General features: G+C 77.9%; 17 protein-coding genes and 1 pseudogene. 4 read left to right on the top strand and 14 right to left on the bottom strand.

The window, feature by feature from the left end; genetic code table 11:
- Positions 1–66: 66 nt before the first annotated feature.
- On the top strand, positions 67–2550 hold the full coding sequence (locus ACI799_RS05320; protein ID WP_456612571.1) for a DEAD/DEAH box helicase: 2484 nt from the start codon (positions 67–69) through the stop codon (positions 2548–2550).
- 36 nt (positions 2551–2586) lie between these two features.
- On the opposite strand, the pseudogene ACI799_RS05315 reads toward ACI799_RS05320, so the two are convergent.
- The 7 genes and pseudogenes from ACI799_RS05315 to ssd form a co-directional block, all read right to left on the bottom strand.
- Positions 2587–2913: pseudogene (locus ACI799_RS05315) on the bottom strand (Rv3654c family TadE-like protein); the annotation flags it as partial.
- Complete coding sequence (locus ACI799_RS05310) at positions 2910–3284, bottom strand: TadE family type IV pilus minor pilin (RefSeq protein WP_456588159.1); 375 nt, start codon at positions 3282–3284, stop codon at positions 2910–2912. The pseudogene ACI799_RS05315 and the gene ACI799_RS05310, both read right to left, overlap by 4 nt.
- 3 nt (positions 3285–3287) lie before the next feature.
- The gene (locus ACI799_RS05305) at positions 3288–3542 is read right to left on the bottom strand and encodes a DUF4244 domain-containing protein (RefSeq protein WP_456588160.1); all 255 of its coding nucleotides are present in this window, start codon (positions 3540–3542) and stop codon (positions 3288–3290) included.
- Positions 3543–3661: 119 nt separating this feature from the next.
- Positions 3662–4390 (bottom strand): type II secretion system F family protein, encoded by a 729-nt coding sequence (locus ACI799_RS05300; RefSeq protein WP_456612570.1) that lies wholly within the window; start codon positions 4388–4390, stop codon positions 3662–3664.
- A complete protein-coding gene (locus ACI799_RS05295; protein WP_456612569.1) occupies positions 4387–5178 on the bottom strand; it encodes a type II secretion system F family protein in 792 nt (263 codons plus the stop codon). The genes ACI799_RS05300 and ACI799_RS05295 overlap by 4 nt, the downstream gene beginning before the upstream one ends.
- Positions 5175–6314 carry a TadA family conjugal transfer-associated ATPase gene (locus tag ACI799_RS05290; protein WP_456612568.1) on the bottom strand — a complete coding sequence of 380 codons (1140 nt, stop codon included), beginning with the start codon at positions 6312–6314 and terminating at the stop codon, positions 5175–5177. The genes ACI799_RS05295 and ACI799_RS05290 overlap by 4 nt, the downstream gene beginning before the upstream one ends.
- Positions 6311–7393 (bottom strand): septum site-determining protein Ssd, encoded by a 1083-nt coding sequence (gene ssd / locus ACI799_RS05285; RefSeq protein WP_456612567.1) that lies wholly within the window; start codon positions 7391–7393, stop codon positions 6311–6313. The genes ACI799_RS05290 and ssd overlap by 4 nt, the downstream gene beginning before the upstream one ends.
- A 125-nt stretch (positions 7394–7518) precedes the next feature.
- Between ssd and ACI799_RS05280 the strand changes: the two genes are divergently transcribed.
- Positions 7519–8355: an HAD family hydrolase gene (locus tag ACI799_RS05280; protein WP_456588165.1), complete on the top strand. Its 837-nt coding sequence runs from the start codon at positions 7519–7521 to the stop codon at positions 8353–8355.
- Positions 8356–8358: 3 nt separating this feature from the next.
- Here ACI799_RS05280 and ACI799_RS05275 read toward each other — a convergent pair whose 3' ends face one another.
- Complete coding sequence (locus tag ACI799_RS05275; protein WP_456612566.1) at positions 8359–9327, bottom strand: aldo/keto reductase; 969 nt, start codon at positions 9325–9327, stop codon at positions 8359–8361.
- 10 nt (positions 9328–9337) lie between these two features.
- Entirely contained in the window at positions 9338–10126 is a 789-nt protein-coding gene (locus ACI799_RS05270; protein ID WP_456588167.1) for an oxidoreductase, read from the bottom strand.
- A 65-nt stretch (positions 10127–10191) separates the two neighbouring features.
- Between ACI799_RS05270 and ACI799_RS05265 the strand changes: the two genes are divergently transcribed.
- Complete coding sequence (locus tag ACI799_RS05265; RefSeq protein ID WP_456588168.1) at positions 10192–10743, top strand: histidine phosphatase family protein; 552 nt, start codon at positions 10192–10194, stop codon at positions 10741–10743.
- A gap of 307 nt (positions 10744–11050) precedes the next feature.
- Here ACI799_RS05265 and ACI799_RS05260 read toward each other — a convergent pair whose 3' ends face one another.
- The 5 genes from ACI799_RS05260 to def all read right to left on the bottom strand — a co-directional run bounded on the left by ACI799_RS05260 (position 11051) and on the right by def (position 14433).
- Entirely contained in the window at positions 11051–11566 is a 516-nt protein-coding gene (locus tag ACI799_RS05260; protein WP_456612565.1) for an FKBP-type peptidyl-prolyl cis-trans isomerase, read from the bottom strand.
- A gap of 120 nt (positions 11567–11686) precedes the next feature.
- On the bottom strand, positions 11687–12016 hold the full coding sequence (locus ACI799_RS05255; RefSeq protein WP_456588170.1) for a tetratricopeptide repeat protein: 330 nt from the start codon (positions 12014–12016) through the stop codon (positions 11687–11689).
- A 43-nt stretch (positions 12017–12059) separates the two neighbouring features.
- On the bottom strand, positions 12060–13238 hold the full coding sequence (locus ACI799_RS05250; RefSeq protein ID WP_456588171.1) for a glucose-1-phosphate adenylyltransferase family protein: 1179 nt from the start codon (positions 13236–13238) through the stop codon (positions 12060–12062).
- 52 nt (positions 13239–13290) lie between these two features.
- Positions 13291–13785 (bottom strand): FBP domain-containing protein, encoded by a 495-nt coding sequence (locus ACI799_RS05245; RefSeq protein ID WP_456588172.1) that lies wholly within the window; start codon positions 13783–13785, stop codon positions 13291–13293.
- A 90-nt stretch (positions 13786–13875) separates the two neighbouring features.
- On the bottom strand, positions 13876–14433 hold the full coding sequence (gene def, locus ACI799_RS05240; RefSeq protein ID WP_456588173.1) for a peptide deformylase: 558 nt from the start codon (positions 14431–14433) through the stop codon (positions 13876–13878).
- Between the two features lie 63 nt (positions 14434–14496).
- Here def and ACI799_RS05235 point away from each other — a divergent pair, with 63 nt between their 5' ends.
- Positions 14497–15441 (top strand): cobalamin biosynthesis protein, encoded by a 945-nt coding sequence (locus tag ACI799_RS05235; RefSeq protein ID WP_456612564.1) that lies wholly within the window; start codon positions 14497–14499, stop codon positions 15439–15441.
- Positions 15442–15510: the final 69 nt, after the last annotated feature.

The following is a 15510-nucleotide window of genomic DNA, read 5'->3' as shown; positions in this document are numbered from 1 at the left end:
GCCGGTCCGCGCGCTCCTTCTCCCGGCGGGCGACGGCCGGTTGCGCCCGGGTGTGACAGTGGGGAGGTGACCACGCTCCACCCGGTCCGGTCGGCTCCCCCTCCCGGCACGGACGACCGGTCCGGGGGCGCTGCGGCCTGGCCCGGCGGCGGCGAGCTGCTGGCCGCGCTGCTGGCGGACACGGCCGAGGACGAGCAGCCGGTGACCCACGTGCACCACCTGCCGGTGCGTGAGAGCCGCACGGCCGCGTGGCCGGAGTGGGTGGAGCCGGGCCTGCGCGACCGGTTGGTGGCACGGGGCGTGCGCGCTCCGTGGCAGCACCAGGTCGCGGCGGCGCAGGCGGCGCGGGAAGGCCGGCACGTCGTCGTCGCCACCGGCACCGCGTCGGGGAAGTCGCTGGCCTACCAGCTCCCGGCCCTGACCACGCTCGCCGAGGACCCGCGCGCCTGCGTCCTCTACCTCGCGCCCACCAAGGCGCTGGCCCGCGACCAGCTGGCCTCGGTGGCCGAGCTCGCGGACCCCTCGGTGCGGCCGGCCCCCTACGACGGCGACACCCCGGCCGAAGAGCGGGACTGGGTCCGGCGGCACTCCCGCTGGATCGTCACCAACCCCGACATGCTGCACCGCGGGATCCTGCCCGCGCACCAGCGCTGGTCGAGCACGCTGCGCCGGGTGGCCTACGTGGTGATCGACGAGTGCCACGCCTACCGCGGGGTGTTCGGCTCGCACGTCGGGCACGTGCTGCGCCGGCTCCGCCGGATCTGCCGCCGCTACGGCGCGGACCCGGTCTTCGTGCTCGCGTCGGCCACCGTGGCCGACCCGGCCGCCGCGGCGACCCGGCTGATCGGGGCGGACGTCGTCGCCGTCACCGACGACGGCTCCCCGCGCCCGGGCGCCACCTTCGCGCTCTGGGAACCACCGCTCACCGAGCGGACCGGCGAGCACGGGGCGCCGCTGCGCCGCTCGGCCGCCGCCGACGCCGCCGGCCTGCTCGCCGACCTCGTCGAGCGGGGCGCGCGGACGCTGGCGTTCGTGCGCTCGCGCCGCAGCGCGGAGTCGGTGGCCGAGCAGGCCCGCCGGCTGCTGCACGACCGCGGCCGCGCCGACCTCGTCCCCCGGGTGGACTCCTACCGCGGCGGCTACCTGCCCGAGGAGCGCCGGGAGCTGGAGCGGGCGCTCTCGGCCGGGGACCTGCTGGGCGTGGCGACCACCAACGCGCTCGAGCTCGGCATCGACATCGCGGGACTGGACGCGGTCCTGCTGGCCGGCTACCCCGGGACGCTCGCCTCGCTCTGGCAGCAGGCGGGGCGGGCCGGGCGGGCGCAGCGGGAGTCACTGGTGGTGTTCGTCGCGCGCGACGACCCGCTGGACCACTACCTGGCCCACCACCCGCGGGCGGTGTTCGGGCGGCCGGTCGAGGCCACCGTCACCGACCCGGCCAACCCCTACGTGCTGGGCCCGCAGCTGTGCTGCGCCGCGGCCGAGCTCCCGCTGGTGCCCGCGGACCTCGCCGACTTCGGCGGCCCGGTGGCCGAGGCGCAGCTGGACGAGCTGGTGGCCGCCGGGCAGCTGCGCCGGCGGCCGGCCGGCTGGTACTGGGCCGGGCGCGGCCGCCCCGACGTCGACATCCGCGGCAGCGGGGACGAGCCGGTGGCGATCATCGAAGCCGGCACCGGCCGGCTGCTCGGCACCGTCGACGGCGGCGCCGCGCACTCCACCGTGCACGAGGGCGCCCTCTACGTGCACCGGGGCGACACCTTCGTCGTCGACGAGTTCGACCTCGACGACGCCTGCGCTGTCGTGCACCCGGAGAGCCCCGACTGGACCACGGTGGCCCGCGACGTCACCGACCTGGCGATCGTCTCGATCGAGCAGACCCGGTCGCTGGGCACGGTCACCGCGCACACCGGCGTCGTCGACGTGACCAACCAGGTGGTCGTGTACCAGCGGCGGCGGCTGGGCACCGGCGAGGTGCTCGCCGAGTTCCCGCTCGACCTGCCGCCGCGCCAGCTGCGGACCAAGGCGGTGTGGCTGACCCTCGACTCCCGCGCCGTCCAGCGGGCGGAGGTCGACGACGCGGCGCTGCCCGGCTCGCTGCACGCCGCCGAGCACGCGGCGATCGGCATCCTGCCGCTGCTGGCCACCTGCGACCGCTGGGACCTCGGCGGGCTCTCCACCGCGGTGCACCCCGACACCGGGACGGCGGCGATCTTCGTCTACGACGGCCACCCCGGCGGGGCGGGCTTCGCCGAGCGCGGCTACGCGGCACTGCGCAGCTGGCTGCAGGCCACCCGCGCGACCGTGGCCAGCTGCGAGTGCGAGAGCGGCTGCCCCTCGTGCGTGCAGTCGCCCAAGTGCGGCAACGGCAACGACCCCCTCGACAAGGCCGGCGCGGTGCGGGTGCTCGACGTCGTCCTGGACGAGCTGGCCACCGTCGACGAGCGGGGCGCGGACGACCTCGCCGACGAGGACGACGACGCCCCGGTTCCCGGCGCGGTCACTGCTGCCGAAGAGGTGCCCGCGCCGACCGAGGAGGACCTCGTCTTCTGACCCGGTCGGCGCGGCGGCTGCGACCGGGCCGGCGCGGGCCCGGCCCTCCGCGCCGTGCACGCCGAGCCGGCCCAGCCGCAACGGCACGCGCACGGTCACCTCGACGACCGCACCCTCGGTGACCCGGCACCCGGTCAGCTCCGCGCCGTTGGCGGCCGCGACCTCGGCGGCCGCGGTGCAGGCCGCCGGATCACCCAGCACCGCGCGCCCGGCGGCGGCCAGGGCGGCGAGATCCGCCGCCGTCGCCGCCCGGTGGCGGGCCACCGTGGCCAGGCCGACCAGCACCGCCCCGGCTGCGACGGTCACCAGGACGGCGCAGAGCACCAGCACCCACACCGTGGCCGAGCCGCGCTCCCTGCTCATCCGGGGGGCTCCGTCCCGGGCTCGCGCTGCGTCACCGCCGCGGCGGTGACGGTGACCCGCCAGGGCAGCGGGCCCAGGGGCCGGACCTCCGCCGTCACGGTCACGCGGACCTCGCTCCCGCTGCCGGTGACCGCCGTGCGGGCACCCGCCGGCGCCGCCCGGCCGGCCCACTCCGCGACGACCGCGACCTCCTCCCCGCGCGACGCGGCCCGGGCCCCCTCCCGGGCCGCGTCGACGCACCGCAGCTGCGCACCCACGACGGTGACCGCGGCGACGGCCCCGGCGAGCACGAGCAGCAGGACCGGCAGGACCACCGCGGTCTCGGCGGTGACCATCCCGGCCTCCCGGCGCGGGGCCGCTCGACGTGCCACCGCTCAGGAGAGGGTGGCCAGCGCGGCGTCGACCAGCTCGGTGAGCCCGGTGACGATGGAGTCGCCCGAGACCACCCGGTAGAGCACCGCGGCGAAGGCGCAGGCGGCCACGGTGCCGACGGCGTACTCGGCGGTGCTCATGCCGGCCTCCGCACGTGTCTGCAGCCGCGCCCACCGGCGGCGGAGGAGCAGGCCGCGAGGCGGCTCCTCGGCCCCCTCCGGTGACGGGTTGCGGGGAGCGGGCGTGGTTCCGGGCATCGGGCGTCCTCCTCGGTCGGGGCCCCCGGCGGGGCCGTGCCATCGAGCCTCGGGGTTGCGGGCGGCCCGGCCGAGGGGCACGCGACATCTGTGGAGAGCGCCGGAGGATGTGGACGGCGTCAGCCGAAGACGTCGCCGGCGATGCCGAGCACGAGCGGCACCACGCCGAGGCAGACGAACGCCGGCAGGAAGCACAGCCCGAGCGGGGCGAGCACCCACACCCCCGCCCGCTGGACCGCCGCCTGGGCCTGCGCCCGCGCCGCCGTGCGGGTCTCCTCGGCCAGGGCCACCAGCGCCGGCACCGCGGCGGCGCCGGACTTCCCCGCCCGCACCAGCACGCGCGCCAGACCGGCGAGCTCGGCCGGCTGGTCGGCCCAGGCCCGGCGGGGCTCGGCACCCATCCGGTACAGCCCGGCCGCGCCGCGCAGCCGCCGGCCGAGCGGGTCGGGCACCGCACCGGCCACGGCGGCGAGCGCCCCGGCGACCGGCAGCCCCGCGGTCAGGCAGGCGGCGAGCAGCTCGCAGGCCGCCGGCAGCTCGCGCAGCAGGGCCGTGCGCTCGGCGGCGTCCTCGTCCGGGGAGGCGCCGCGCAGCAGCCGCTCCCCCGCGGCGGCGACCACGACGGCGGCGCACGCCCCGGGCACACCGCCCAGCAGCAGGCCCACCGCGACGCCGGCCGCGCCCGCGAGCAGCCAGCGGCGCCGAGCACCCGCCGCCGCGTCGCCGGCGACGGCCGGCGGAGGGCCGGGCCCGGTCACCCGGCGGACCCGCTCGCCGACCACGGCCGAGCCCGGCACCCACACGGCCGCCGCCACGGCGAGCAGCAGCACCGGCAGCGCACCGGTCATCGCGCGCTCCGCCGCAGCAGGCGGCCGGTCCACGCGATGCCGGCCACCTCCAGGAGCACCCCGGCCACCAGCAACCCCTGCCCGGTGCCGGTGCGGGTGAGCACGTGCCACGGGTCGGCGCCGATCCCGGCGCCCATCGCGAGCCCGAGCACCGGCAGCCCGGCCAGCAGCCGGGCGCTGGCCCGGGGCCCGGCGGTGGCCACGAGCAGCTCGCGGCGCCGGCGCAGCCGGGCCCGGAGATCGCTCTCGACCGCGGCGACCACGGCGGCCAGGGAGCAGCCGGTGCGGGTGCTCAGCGCGACGGCGGCCGAGAGCCGGGCGAGCGCGGCGGCGACCCCGTCGGCGCCAGGTGCCTCCGCAGCTCCCGCAGGCACCGGCGCGCGGACGGCCCGCACCAGCGCCGCGGCGCACTGCGGGTCGGGGCAGTCGGCGGCGGCGGCGCGTACCGCCTCGTCCAGCGTGCGGCCCGCCCGCAGCTCCGCCGCGAACGCGGCCAGCGCGTCGGCGAGCACCCCCTGGCGCGCGGCGTCGGCCGCGTCCCTCCGGCGGGCCAGCCGGTCGCGGGCCGCGAGCGCGGCGCAGCCGGCGGCGAGCACCGCGACCAGTGGTGTGCCGAGCAGCGCGCCGGCCCCGCCGGCGACCACCGCGGCGGCGAGCGGCAGCGGTGGCAATCGAGACGGGCTCCCGGTAGCGGCCGGCGTCACCCGAAGCAGCCGGCGGCGGACCACCGCGCGGCCGTCCGGCCAGAGGAGCGCCGCGCCCGCGGCGGCCAGCAGCGCCGCGGTCACGGGCCCGCCAGCAGCCGCCGCAGCGCCTCACCGGCCGGGCACGGCCCGCCGTCGGCCCGCCAGCCCGGCTCCACCACCACAAGCTCACCGTCCCGGCGCAGCAGCCCGATCTCCTCCACCCGGCGTCCCCCGGGCGCCCGGCGCAGGTGCACCACCACGTCGAGCGCGGCCGCGGCCTGGCTGTGCACCGCGGCGCGCCCCAGCCCGGCGGCCACGCCCAGCGCCTCCAGCCGGGCGGGCACCTCGGTCGACCGGTTGGCGTGCAGGGTGCCGCACCCGCCGTCGTGACCGGTGTTCAGCGCGGCCAGCAGGTCGACCACCTCGGGGCCCCGCACCTCCCCGACGACCAGCCGGTCGGGGCGCATGCGCAGCGCCTGCCGGACGAGGTCGCGCAGGCCGACCGCGCCCGCGCCCTCGACGTTCGGCGGCCGGGTGAGCAGGCGGACCACGTGCGGGTGCGGCGGCGTCAGCTCGGCGGCGTCCTCGCACAGCACCAGCCGCTCGGCCGGGTGCACCTCACCCAGCAGCGCGGAGAGCAGGGTCGTCTTCCCCGAGCCGGTGCCCCCGGTGACCAGGAACGCCAGCCGCCGCGCCACGACCGCGCGGACCAGCGCCCCGCTCTCGCCGGGCAGCGCGCCCAGCGCCTCGAGGTCGACCAGCGCCTGCGAGCACCGGCGCAGCACCCGCAGCGACAGGCACGTGCCGCCGCCGGAGACCGGCGGGAGGACCGCGTGCAACCGGGTGCCGCCGGGGAGGCCGACGTCGACCCAGGGGCAGGCGTCGTCGAGTCGCCGCCCGGCCGACGCGGCCAGTCGCACGGCCAGCCGGCGCACCGCGTCGTCGTCGGGGAACCGGATCCCGGCCGCCGGCTCCAGGCCGGCCCCGCGGTCCAGCCAGACCTCCTCGGGCCCGTTGACCAGGACGTCGGTGACCCCGGGCAGGCGCAGCAGCGGCTCCAGCGGGCCGGCGCCGGCCAGTTCGTCCACGGCGTCGCGCGCGGCGAGCAGGACGTCCCGGTCACCCAGGAGCCCCCCGGCCTCGTCGCGCACCAGGGCGGCCACCCCTGCCCGCGAGGGGACACCGTCGGCGACGGCGAGCCGGGCGCGCACCCGGTCCAGCAGCGAGGGCTCGCTCACCGGCCGGCCGCCTCGGGCAGCGCCGCGAGCACCCGCCGGGCGACGGCGGCCAGCGGGGACCGGGGGTGCGCACCGGGGAGCTGGCCGCGCTCGGCGCGGGCGACCGCCCCCCGGTCGTGCGGCAGCTCGGCCAGCACCGGCCGCCCCACCACCTCGGCCACGTCACCGGGCGCCAGCCCGCCGGGCCCGGTGCGCACCACCAGCTGCGCCGGGGACCACGGCGAGCCGTCGGCCGCGACGAGCTCGCGGGCGGCCGTGGCGGCGCGCAGCCGGGCCGGCACCACGAGCAGCGCGAGGTCGGCGTCGGCCAGCACCTCCTGCGGCCCGCGCCCGATGCCGTCGGGGCCGGGGCGCGGCAGGTCCACGACGACCGGGCGCCCGGTGCCGCGGCCGGCGTCCACCACCGCGGTCAGCGCCTCACCGGGCACCGGCGTCGCGCCGCCCCGGTCGGCCGAGACCAGGTGGACGCCGGCGACCTCGGGCAGCGCGGCCAGCAGCGCCTGGCCGGCCACGCCGCCGCGCAGGCCGGTCAGCTCCGGCCAGCGCAGCCCCTGGGCGAGCTCGGCGCCGAGCAGCAGGTCCAGACCGCCGCCCCAGGCGTCGGCGTCGACCAGCACCGCGCCCCCGGGGGCGGCCAGGGCGACCGCGGCGGCCACCGTGCTCGCGCCCGCCCCGCCGCAGGCACCGCCCACCGCGATCAACCCACCCCGTTCGGCCGGCGCCCGGGCGGCGGTGGCGCAGCGGGTGAGCAGCCAGGCCTCGTCCGCCGGGAGCACCGCCACCCGTTCGGCCCCCACCTCGACGGCCACGGCCCACCCGGCGGCGGGCAGCTCCCCGCCGGAGACCACCACCACGCCCGGTCGGCGGGGCAGCCCGCGCAGCGCCCCGCCGCTCAGCTCCTCGGCGCCGACCAGCACCAGCGGCGCCTCGCGGTGCGCGCGGCGCAGCGCCGGGCCGCCGGTGGCCACCTCCGCCTCGGCGCCCGCGGCGGCGACCAGGCGGAGCAGCTCGTCGAGCAGCTCCTCGTCGGTGCTGACGACGAGGGGACGGAGCGGTCGGGACGGCATCGGGGCGGGCACGGGGCGACCCCACCGGACGCCAGGAGGACGGCGCCAGAACGGCGGGGGAATTGTGGATGACCCCATCGGGTGTGGACACCGTGCATCTCGGTGCCCTACCTGCCGATCCAGCTACCGTGACTAACGTGTCCCGCGCCGCGGCGTTCTTCGACCTCGACAAGACGGTCATCGCCAAGTCCAGCACGCTGGCCTTCGGCCGGCCGTTCTTCCACGGTGGGCTGATCAACCGGCGCGCCGTGCTGAAGACGGCCTACGCCCAGTTCGTCTTCTCCCTCGCCGGTGCCGACGCCCAGCAGATGGAGCGGCTGCGCGCCCAGCTCACCACGATGGTCACCGGCTGGGACGTGGCCACGGTGCACGAGATCGTCCGGGAGACCCTGCACGAGATCGTCGACCCGCTGGTCTACGCCGAGGCCGCCGACCTCATCGAGGAGCACCGCGCCGCCGGCCGGGAGATCGTCATCGTCTCCAGCAGCGGGGCGGAGATGGTCGAGCCCATCGGCGAGATGCTCGGCGTCGACCGCGTCGTCGCCACCCGGATGGTCGTCGAGGACGGCCGGTACACCGGCGAGATCGAGTTCTACGCGTACGGCGAGCACAAGGCCGAGGCGATCCGCCGGCTGGCCGCCGAGGGCGGGTTCGACCTGGCCGACTGCTACGCCTACAGCGACTCGATCACCGACCTGCCGATGCTCTCGGTCGTGGGGCACCCCACCGCCGTCAACCCCGACCGCGGGCTGCGCAAGGCCGCGCTGCAGCACGGCTGGCCGGTGCTGCGGTTCGAGCGCCCGGTGAGCATGCGCTCCCGCTTCTCGGTGCCGCCGGCGCCGGTGGTCACCGGCGCCGCCATGGGCGTCGGCGCCGCCGTCGTCGGGCTGGCCTGGTACGCCCGGCACCGGGCGCTGCGCGCCGGGCTGCCGGCTCCCGGCCCGGCGCCGCGGCGGCGTCGCCGCGGCGCCTGACGCTCAGCGACCGAACCGCTCCCGGAGCCCGTCGACGAGGGTGCGCACGCCGGACACCGGGGTGAACGCGCGCGCGGCCGCGGTCAGCGCCGCCACCTCGTCGTCGGCCAGCTCCAGCTGGTCGGCGGCTGCGTTGAACTCCAGCTGCTCGACGCTCGAGGCGCCGGGGATCACCACCACGCGCGGCTGCGCGACGAGCCACGCCAGCGCGACCTGGGCGGGGGTCGCGTCGTGCGCGTCGGACACCTCGCGCAGCACGTCGAGCAGCGGCTCGACCCGGCGCAGGTTCTCGGTGCCGAACAGGGGGTTGGCCGCGCGTACGCCCCCGGGCCGGTGGTCGGCCGAGTACTTCCCGCCGAGGAGGCCCTGGGCCAGCGGGCTGTAGGCGATGACCAGCCGGTCCTCGCGCTCGGCGAAGGGCACCAGGTCCGCCAGCGGACCGGCGTGCGCCAGCGAGAACTGCACCTGGTTGGCGATCACCGGCGCACCGAGCGCCGCGTCGGCGGCCCGCCAGCGGTCCAGCGAGTAGTTGGAGACGCCGACGGCGCCGATCCGCCCCTCGTCGAGCAGCGCCCGCAGGCCCGGCATGGTCACCGTGTCGGGCACCACCGGGTTGGGCTGGTGCACCTGGTAGAGAGGGATGCGGTCCAGGCCCAGGCGGCGGGCGCTGCCGGTCCAGCGCTGCCGCACCACCCGGGGGAACGGCGCCACCGGGAAGATCTTGCTGGCGACGACGACCTGGTCCCGCTCCTCCCCCAGCGCCTCGCCGAGGATCCGCTCGCTCCGCCCGAAGCCGTAGATCTCGGCGGTGTCGAACAGGGTGATGCCGAGTTCGCGTGCCCGCCGCACGATGTCGCGGGCGGCCCGGTCTGCGTAGGTGTCGCCGTACCCCCACTCGCGGGACCCGAACTGCCAGGTGCCCAGACCGATGCGGCTGATGGAGCCCAGCCCCGGGACGTCGAGAGTGCGCATGCCCCCAGTCTCAGCCGCGGAGCAGGCTCTCGCAGATGGCCAGGCCTTCCAGGGCCCCGTGCTCGGTGGCGCGGCAGCAGTGCACGAGCCACGCGGCCACGCCCTCGGGGGTGCCCGTCACGTAGCCGGCGAGCGCCTCGGCGTAGGCCTCCCGGCCCAGCTCGGTGAAGCCCACCTCGGGTACCGACACCGCCTTGGGGTCCAGCCCCCGGGCGATGCCGGTCAGCCGGGCGGCCCCCCGGGCGACGACGCCGTCGGCGACGCCGAAGGGGGCGAGGGCGGCCAGCTCGCCGTGCACGAGGGCAGCCACGAGGACGGCGGGCACGGTCGTGGTGCCGGTGGCCAGGGAGAACAGGCCCGCCAGCCGGGGGCCGGCATGCGCGGCGGGCCGGCCGAGGTCGGCCCGGTCGGCGAGATCGGCGGCGGCCAGCACGTGCAGGCGGGCGATGACCTGCCCGGGCGCCCGCGGCCAGGTCTCGACCATCGAGCCGAGCGCCGCCGAGACCCGCAGCGCGCCCTGCACCACCGGGTCGTCCACCCCGCCGGCCCGCAGCTCGGCGAGCGGCACGTCGACGCCCGCCAGCGCCGCGGATGCGCGCGCCCCGCGCAGCGCCGACTCGGTGCTCACGCCCGCGGACTCCCGGCGCAGCACCTTGTGCCTCAGCAGCCGGTCGATCCCGGCACGGGCCGCGTCGGCGGCGTCGCGCACGCCCGGCAGGTCGAGGAGGGGCGCCAGGGGGTCCGGGTCACCCGGACGGGCTGCGGGACGGGCCGCGCCGGGGCGGACGGGGATGCTCACGGCCACGACGGTACGAGGCGCGGCGTGCGGGCCCGCGAACCCCTGCCCTACGCTGCCTCCTTGCCATGGCCCGACCCGTCACCCTGCTGCTCGTGCGCCACGGGCAGAGCGAGTGGAACGCCGCCGGCCGCATGCAGGGGCAGGTGGCCCACGTGCCCCTGACGCCGCTGGGTCACACGCAGGCCGAGGCGGCCGCCGCCGAGCTCGCCGGCCTGCGGCCGGGCGCGCTGCTCTCCAGCGACCTGCTCCGCGCCGTGCAGACCGCCGAGTACTGCGCCCGCGCCACGGGGCTGCCCTTCAGCACCACCCCGGCGCTGCGCGAGCAGGGCTACGGCGTCCTGGAGGGCCGGCCGTCCCGGGAGCTGTGGGACGTCGTCGACTGGTCCGACGCCCACTGGTCCGCCGAGGGCGGCGAGAGCCTGGCCGAGCTGCACGCGCGAGTGGCGGCCTACCTCACGCAGCTGTGCGCCGAGCCCCCGGCCGACGTGGTCGCGCTGGTGACCCACGGGGACACGATCCGCGCGGTGCAGGCCGTGGCGGCCGGGCTGGGGCCCGACGCGATGCCCGCGATCACCCCGCACAACGGCTCGGTGACCCGGCTGGAGATCTGCGAGTGAGGACGGCCCGGCCGCGCGGCCGGGCCGTCGTCCCCGCTCAGCGACGGCGGAGGAATCCCTGCACGAGGCGCCCGATGCCACCGCCGGAGGAGGCCGAGCGGCCACGCCCGGTGCCCCTGCTCGCCGACGTCCTGCGGCCCATGCCGCGGCCGCCCCGCGTCGCGCTCTGCGCCGTTCCCATCAGCTTCCCGAGGATGCTCATGCAGGACCCAGTGCCCGCCGCCGACCGGCCCGATGCGGCCGACGGCGACGCGCCGGCCCGACGCGGCGTGGCGTCACGCCCTGCACGCCGAACGGCACGGTCGCGTCAGGCAGCGAGCTCCACCAGGTCGACCACGAAGACCAGCGTCGAGCCGCCCGGGATGGGTCCGCGGTCCTGCTCGCCGTAGCCCAGCTCGCTGGGGATGACGATGACCCGCCGGCCACCGACATGCATGCCGGTGATCCCCTGGTCGAAGCCCGGGATCACCTGGCCCGCGCCCAGGGTGACCGGCAGCGTCTCGTCCGCTCCGCGGCTCCAGGAGGAGTCGAACTCCTCGCCGGTCTCGTAGAACGCGCCCACGTACTTCACCGCGACGGCGGTGCCCTCGGTGGCCTCCACCCCTTGCCCGACCACCACGTCCTCGACGGCGAGCTCGGTCGGCGCGGGCGCGTCCGAGGCGGGCACGTCAGGCGCCTGCGTGAGGTCGGTGGTGATCTCCTCGGCGATCACCACCGCGGGGTCGCCGGTCGACGAGCCGGTCCCGTCGTCCCCGCCGCAGGCGGTCAGGACGGCGGCGAGGGCCAGGGCGAGCAGGGTGCCGGGAACGGTGCGGCGGGGCATGAGGACTCCTGGACGAGCGGCGGCTCGGATCGGGACCGGGACGGCGCTGCCCGGGCGGACGGGGGCCACGACGGCCCCGCGGTCATCGTCCCAGAACGCCCGGTCCGCCCCGGGGCGCGGTCAGGCGGCGCCGAAGGCGTCGGCCACCCGGTGGTGCACGGCCGCCTCGTCCCGCCGGCTCTGCCGCTCCAGCGTGCGCGCCAGGGCCCGGCGGGCCCAGCCGTTGCTCGGCGCCAGCTCCACCAGGCGGGCGAGCGCCTCCTCGGCCGACCGCAGCTGCGCCGAGCCGTAGTAGGCCCGCGCCAGCAGCTCCAGCGCCGCCTCGTTGCGCGGCTCGGCGTCGACGACCGGCCGCAGGATGCGGACGGCCGCGTCGGCCTGCCCCATGTTCAGCAGGAGGTCGGCGCGGAGGAACTCCGAGTGCAGGTCGAACTCGCTCGGCTGACGCATGCTCCCGCCAACGCGCCCGCACGGCGGCAGCTTCCCGCGGGGCTCAGCCCTCCGGTTCGGGGAAGCGGGCGCCCGCGGCCAGCTCGCTGCCGTCGGCGACCCGCGCCGCCCGGCCCACCAGGGTGATCTCGCCGTCCCCGCCGATCGACGCCCCCCGCCCGACGTCGACGCCGTCGTCGAGCACCGACCGGGTCACCGTCGCCCCCGAGCGCACCCGGACACCGGGGAGGAGCACCGAGTCGACGACGGTGGCCCCGGCCTCGATCACCACGCCCGGCGAGAGGACCGAGCCGCGGACCTCCCCGCCGACGCGGGTGCCGCCGGAGATCAGGCTGTCCTCGACGTGCGCCTCGCTGAGCACCCGCGCGGCGCTGTGCCGCCCACCGCGGGTGTGCACCGGCCACCGCGGCGCGTCGAGGTCCAGCGGCGGCTCCGCGGCGATGAACTCCCGGTGCGCCTCCCAGTAGGCCGGGATGGTGCCGACGTCGCGCCAGTAGCCCTGGAGGGGGAAGGCGCGTGCCAGCCCGTCGGCCGTCATCGCCGGCAGCAGGTGGGTGCCGAGGTCCTCCAGCCCCTCCTCCCCGACCTGGTCGCTCAGCGCCTCCAGCCGGTCCAGCGTGGGGGCCGGGGAGAAGACGAACACCTCGTTGGTCGCCGTCGTCGTCGCCGGCTCGTCGGGCTTGTACGCGTACCCGCTCACCCGGTCGCCCTCCCCTACCTCGACGATCCCGTAGCGCGACGCGTCGTCCGGGGCCACCTCGGTGGTCACCATCGTCACCTCCGCACCGGAGCCCAGGTGCGCCTCGGCCACCTCGCGGTAGTCGAGCTTGTAGACGGCGTCGGCGCTGACGACGACCAGCGCGTCCGCGTCGAAGTCCCGGATCAGGTCGGCGTGCCGCCACAGGGAGTCCGCGGTGCCGGTGTTCCACCCGCCGCGCTCGGTGCCCTTGTACGGGGGAAGGGTGAGCAGCCCGCCGGCCGTCCGGTCGAGGTCCCAGGGGCGGCCGTTGGACAGGTGGTCGTGCAGCGACGTGGGGTGGAACTGGATGGACACCCAGACGTCGGGGATCTGCGAGTTCTGGCAGTTGCTCAGCGGGAAGTCGATGAGCCGGTAGACCCCGGCGAAGGGCACGGCCGGCTTCGCCCGCCGTTCCGTCAGCAGCTCGAGGCGGCCTCCGGCGCCGCCGGCCAGCACGAGGACGAGGATTCGCGGGAGCGCCATGGCGGCTGGCTACCCCGCCGCGGGCACACCCACCCGCGGGCGTGCCCGGCGACTACGGGCGGCGCACCGACTCGAGGAAGCCGCGCACCCGCTCCTCCAGCTCCCAGGACCGCTCGGCGACGACCTCGTCGGGGTCGCGCTCCTGCAGCCACGGCGGGATCTCGGTCCGCACCCGCGCGGAGCACCGCAGGTCCGCGCAGATGTAGGTGCCCACGGTGTTGCCGTTGCGCCCGGCGTCGCCGGTGCGCCGGGCGGTGAACAGGGAGACGCCGTCGCCCGGCTGCGCGGTCTGGCAGAGCAGGCACATCGCCGTCGTCCGGCTGGACATGCGACTCTCGGCGGCCCGGACGGCGATGCCGACGGTCTCGTCGTCGACCTGCGCCACCAGGTACCCGCGCAGCGGCGCCTTCGGGTCGCGCCAGCCGAGCACGACCTGCTCGCTCCAGTCCAGCTCGCCGAAGTCCCTGGGCAGGGTGAGGGTCTTCGCCTCGCCGCGTGAGCAGTTGACGAACGAGCGCCGGATCTCGGCCTCGGTCAGGGGTGTCACCGGTGGTGCCTCGTCTCGTGGTGGTGCGGGTGCCGACGGACGATCATCGGTCATCCGCCCGGCGGGCTCACCCGGTTTTCCGCACCGCGGTCAGGCGGGGAGCTCACCACCGGGACCGGCCGCCTCGGCCAGCAGCCGTTCCCGATGCTCCGCCGGGAGCCGGTCGACGTACACGGTGCCGTCGAGGTGGTCGACCTCGTGCTGCAGGCAGCGGGCGGCCATGCCGGTCGCCTCGATGGCCATCGGGTCGCCGTGCAGGTCGACGCCGTCGACCCGCGCCCGGAAGGCGCGCGGCAGCTCGGCGTAGGGGCCGGGCACCGACAGGCAGCCCTCCTCGGTGATCTCCTCGGCCGGCTCGTCCCCGACCGGCTGGAGGACGGTCAGGGCGGGGTTGACGACGTAGCCCACGACGTCCTCCCCGTCGGCGTCCGGGCAGTCGATGACGAAGACCCGCGCGTCCACGCCGATCTGGTTGGCGGCCAGCCCGACACCGTCGGCGGCCTCCATGCTGGCGAACATGTCGAGCACCAGCCGCCGCAGCGCGTCGTCGAAGACGGTCACCTCGGTGCACCTGCGGTGCAGCACCGGGTTGCTGCCGTAGGTGACGATCGGCCGGGCGACGCCGTCGTAACGGCCGAACAGGCGCATGCGGCGATCCTAGGGAGGACCACCGCGGGCGGGCGCCCGCCGGGGCCTTGGCACGATGGCGCGGTGCGCCCCCGCCCCGATGCCGCGACCGCGCTGGGGCTGGCGCTCGGCGCGCTGGCCGACCTCGCGCTCGCCGATCCGCGGCGGGGGCATCCGGTGGCCGGTTTCGGGCGCGCCGCCGCCGCGCTGGAGCGCCGGGTGTGGCGGGACTCCCGCGCCGCGGGTGCCGGCCACTGGGCCGTGCTCGTGGGCGGCGCCACCGCGCTCGGGGTGGCGGCCGATCGCGTCACCCGCTCCCGCCCGGCGCTGCGCACGGCGGCGACGGCGGCCGCGACGTGGACGGTGCTGGGCGGCACGTCGCTGGCCCGGGTGGCCGGGCGGATGCACGTGGCCCTGGCAGCCGACGACCTCCCCACCGCCCGGGCCACGCTGCCCGGCCTGGCGGGGCGCGACCCGAGCGGGCTGGCGGCGGCGGAGCTCGCGCGTGCGACGGTGGAGTCGGTGGCGGAGAACACCTCCGACGCCGCCGTCGCCCCGCTGTTCTGGGGTGCGGTGGCCGGGCTGCCGGGGTTGCTGGGCTACCGGGCGGTGAACACCCTCGACGCGATGGTGGGCCACCGGTCGGCGCGGTACGGCCGCTTCGGCTGGGCCGCCGCCCGGGCCGACGACGTCGCCAACTGGGCGCCCGCCCGGCTGACCGCGGCCCTGACGGTCGGGTGCGCCCCCCTGGTGGGCGGGTCCGCGGCCGGAGCGCTGCGCGTCTGGCGCCGCGACGGCGCCGCGCACCCCAGCCCCAACTCGGGGCGCTGCGAGGCCTCGCTCGCCGGCGCCCTCGGCCTGCGGCTGGGCGGGCGCAACGTCTACGGCAGCCGGGTGGAGGACCGGCCGGCGCTGGGCGACGGCCGGCCGCCGGGAACCGCGGACATCTCCCGGGCCGTGACCCTCTCCCGCGCGGTGTGGACCGCGGCGGCGGTCGCGGCGGTGCTGGCGCGCCGGCTCCGCGGCTGACGGCGCCGGTGCGCGACGTCACGCGGGCGTGGCGGCACCGGGAAGCCGGCCGGGTCGACCCGGGGATGG

The organism is Blastococcus sp. SYSU DS0753 (genome assembly GCF_054051175.1).
This window is presented reverse-complemented; position numbering and strand designations above follow the sequence as displayed.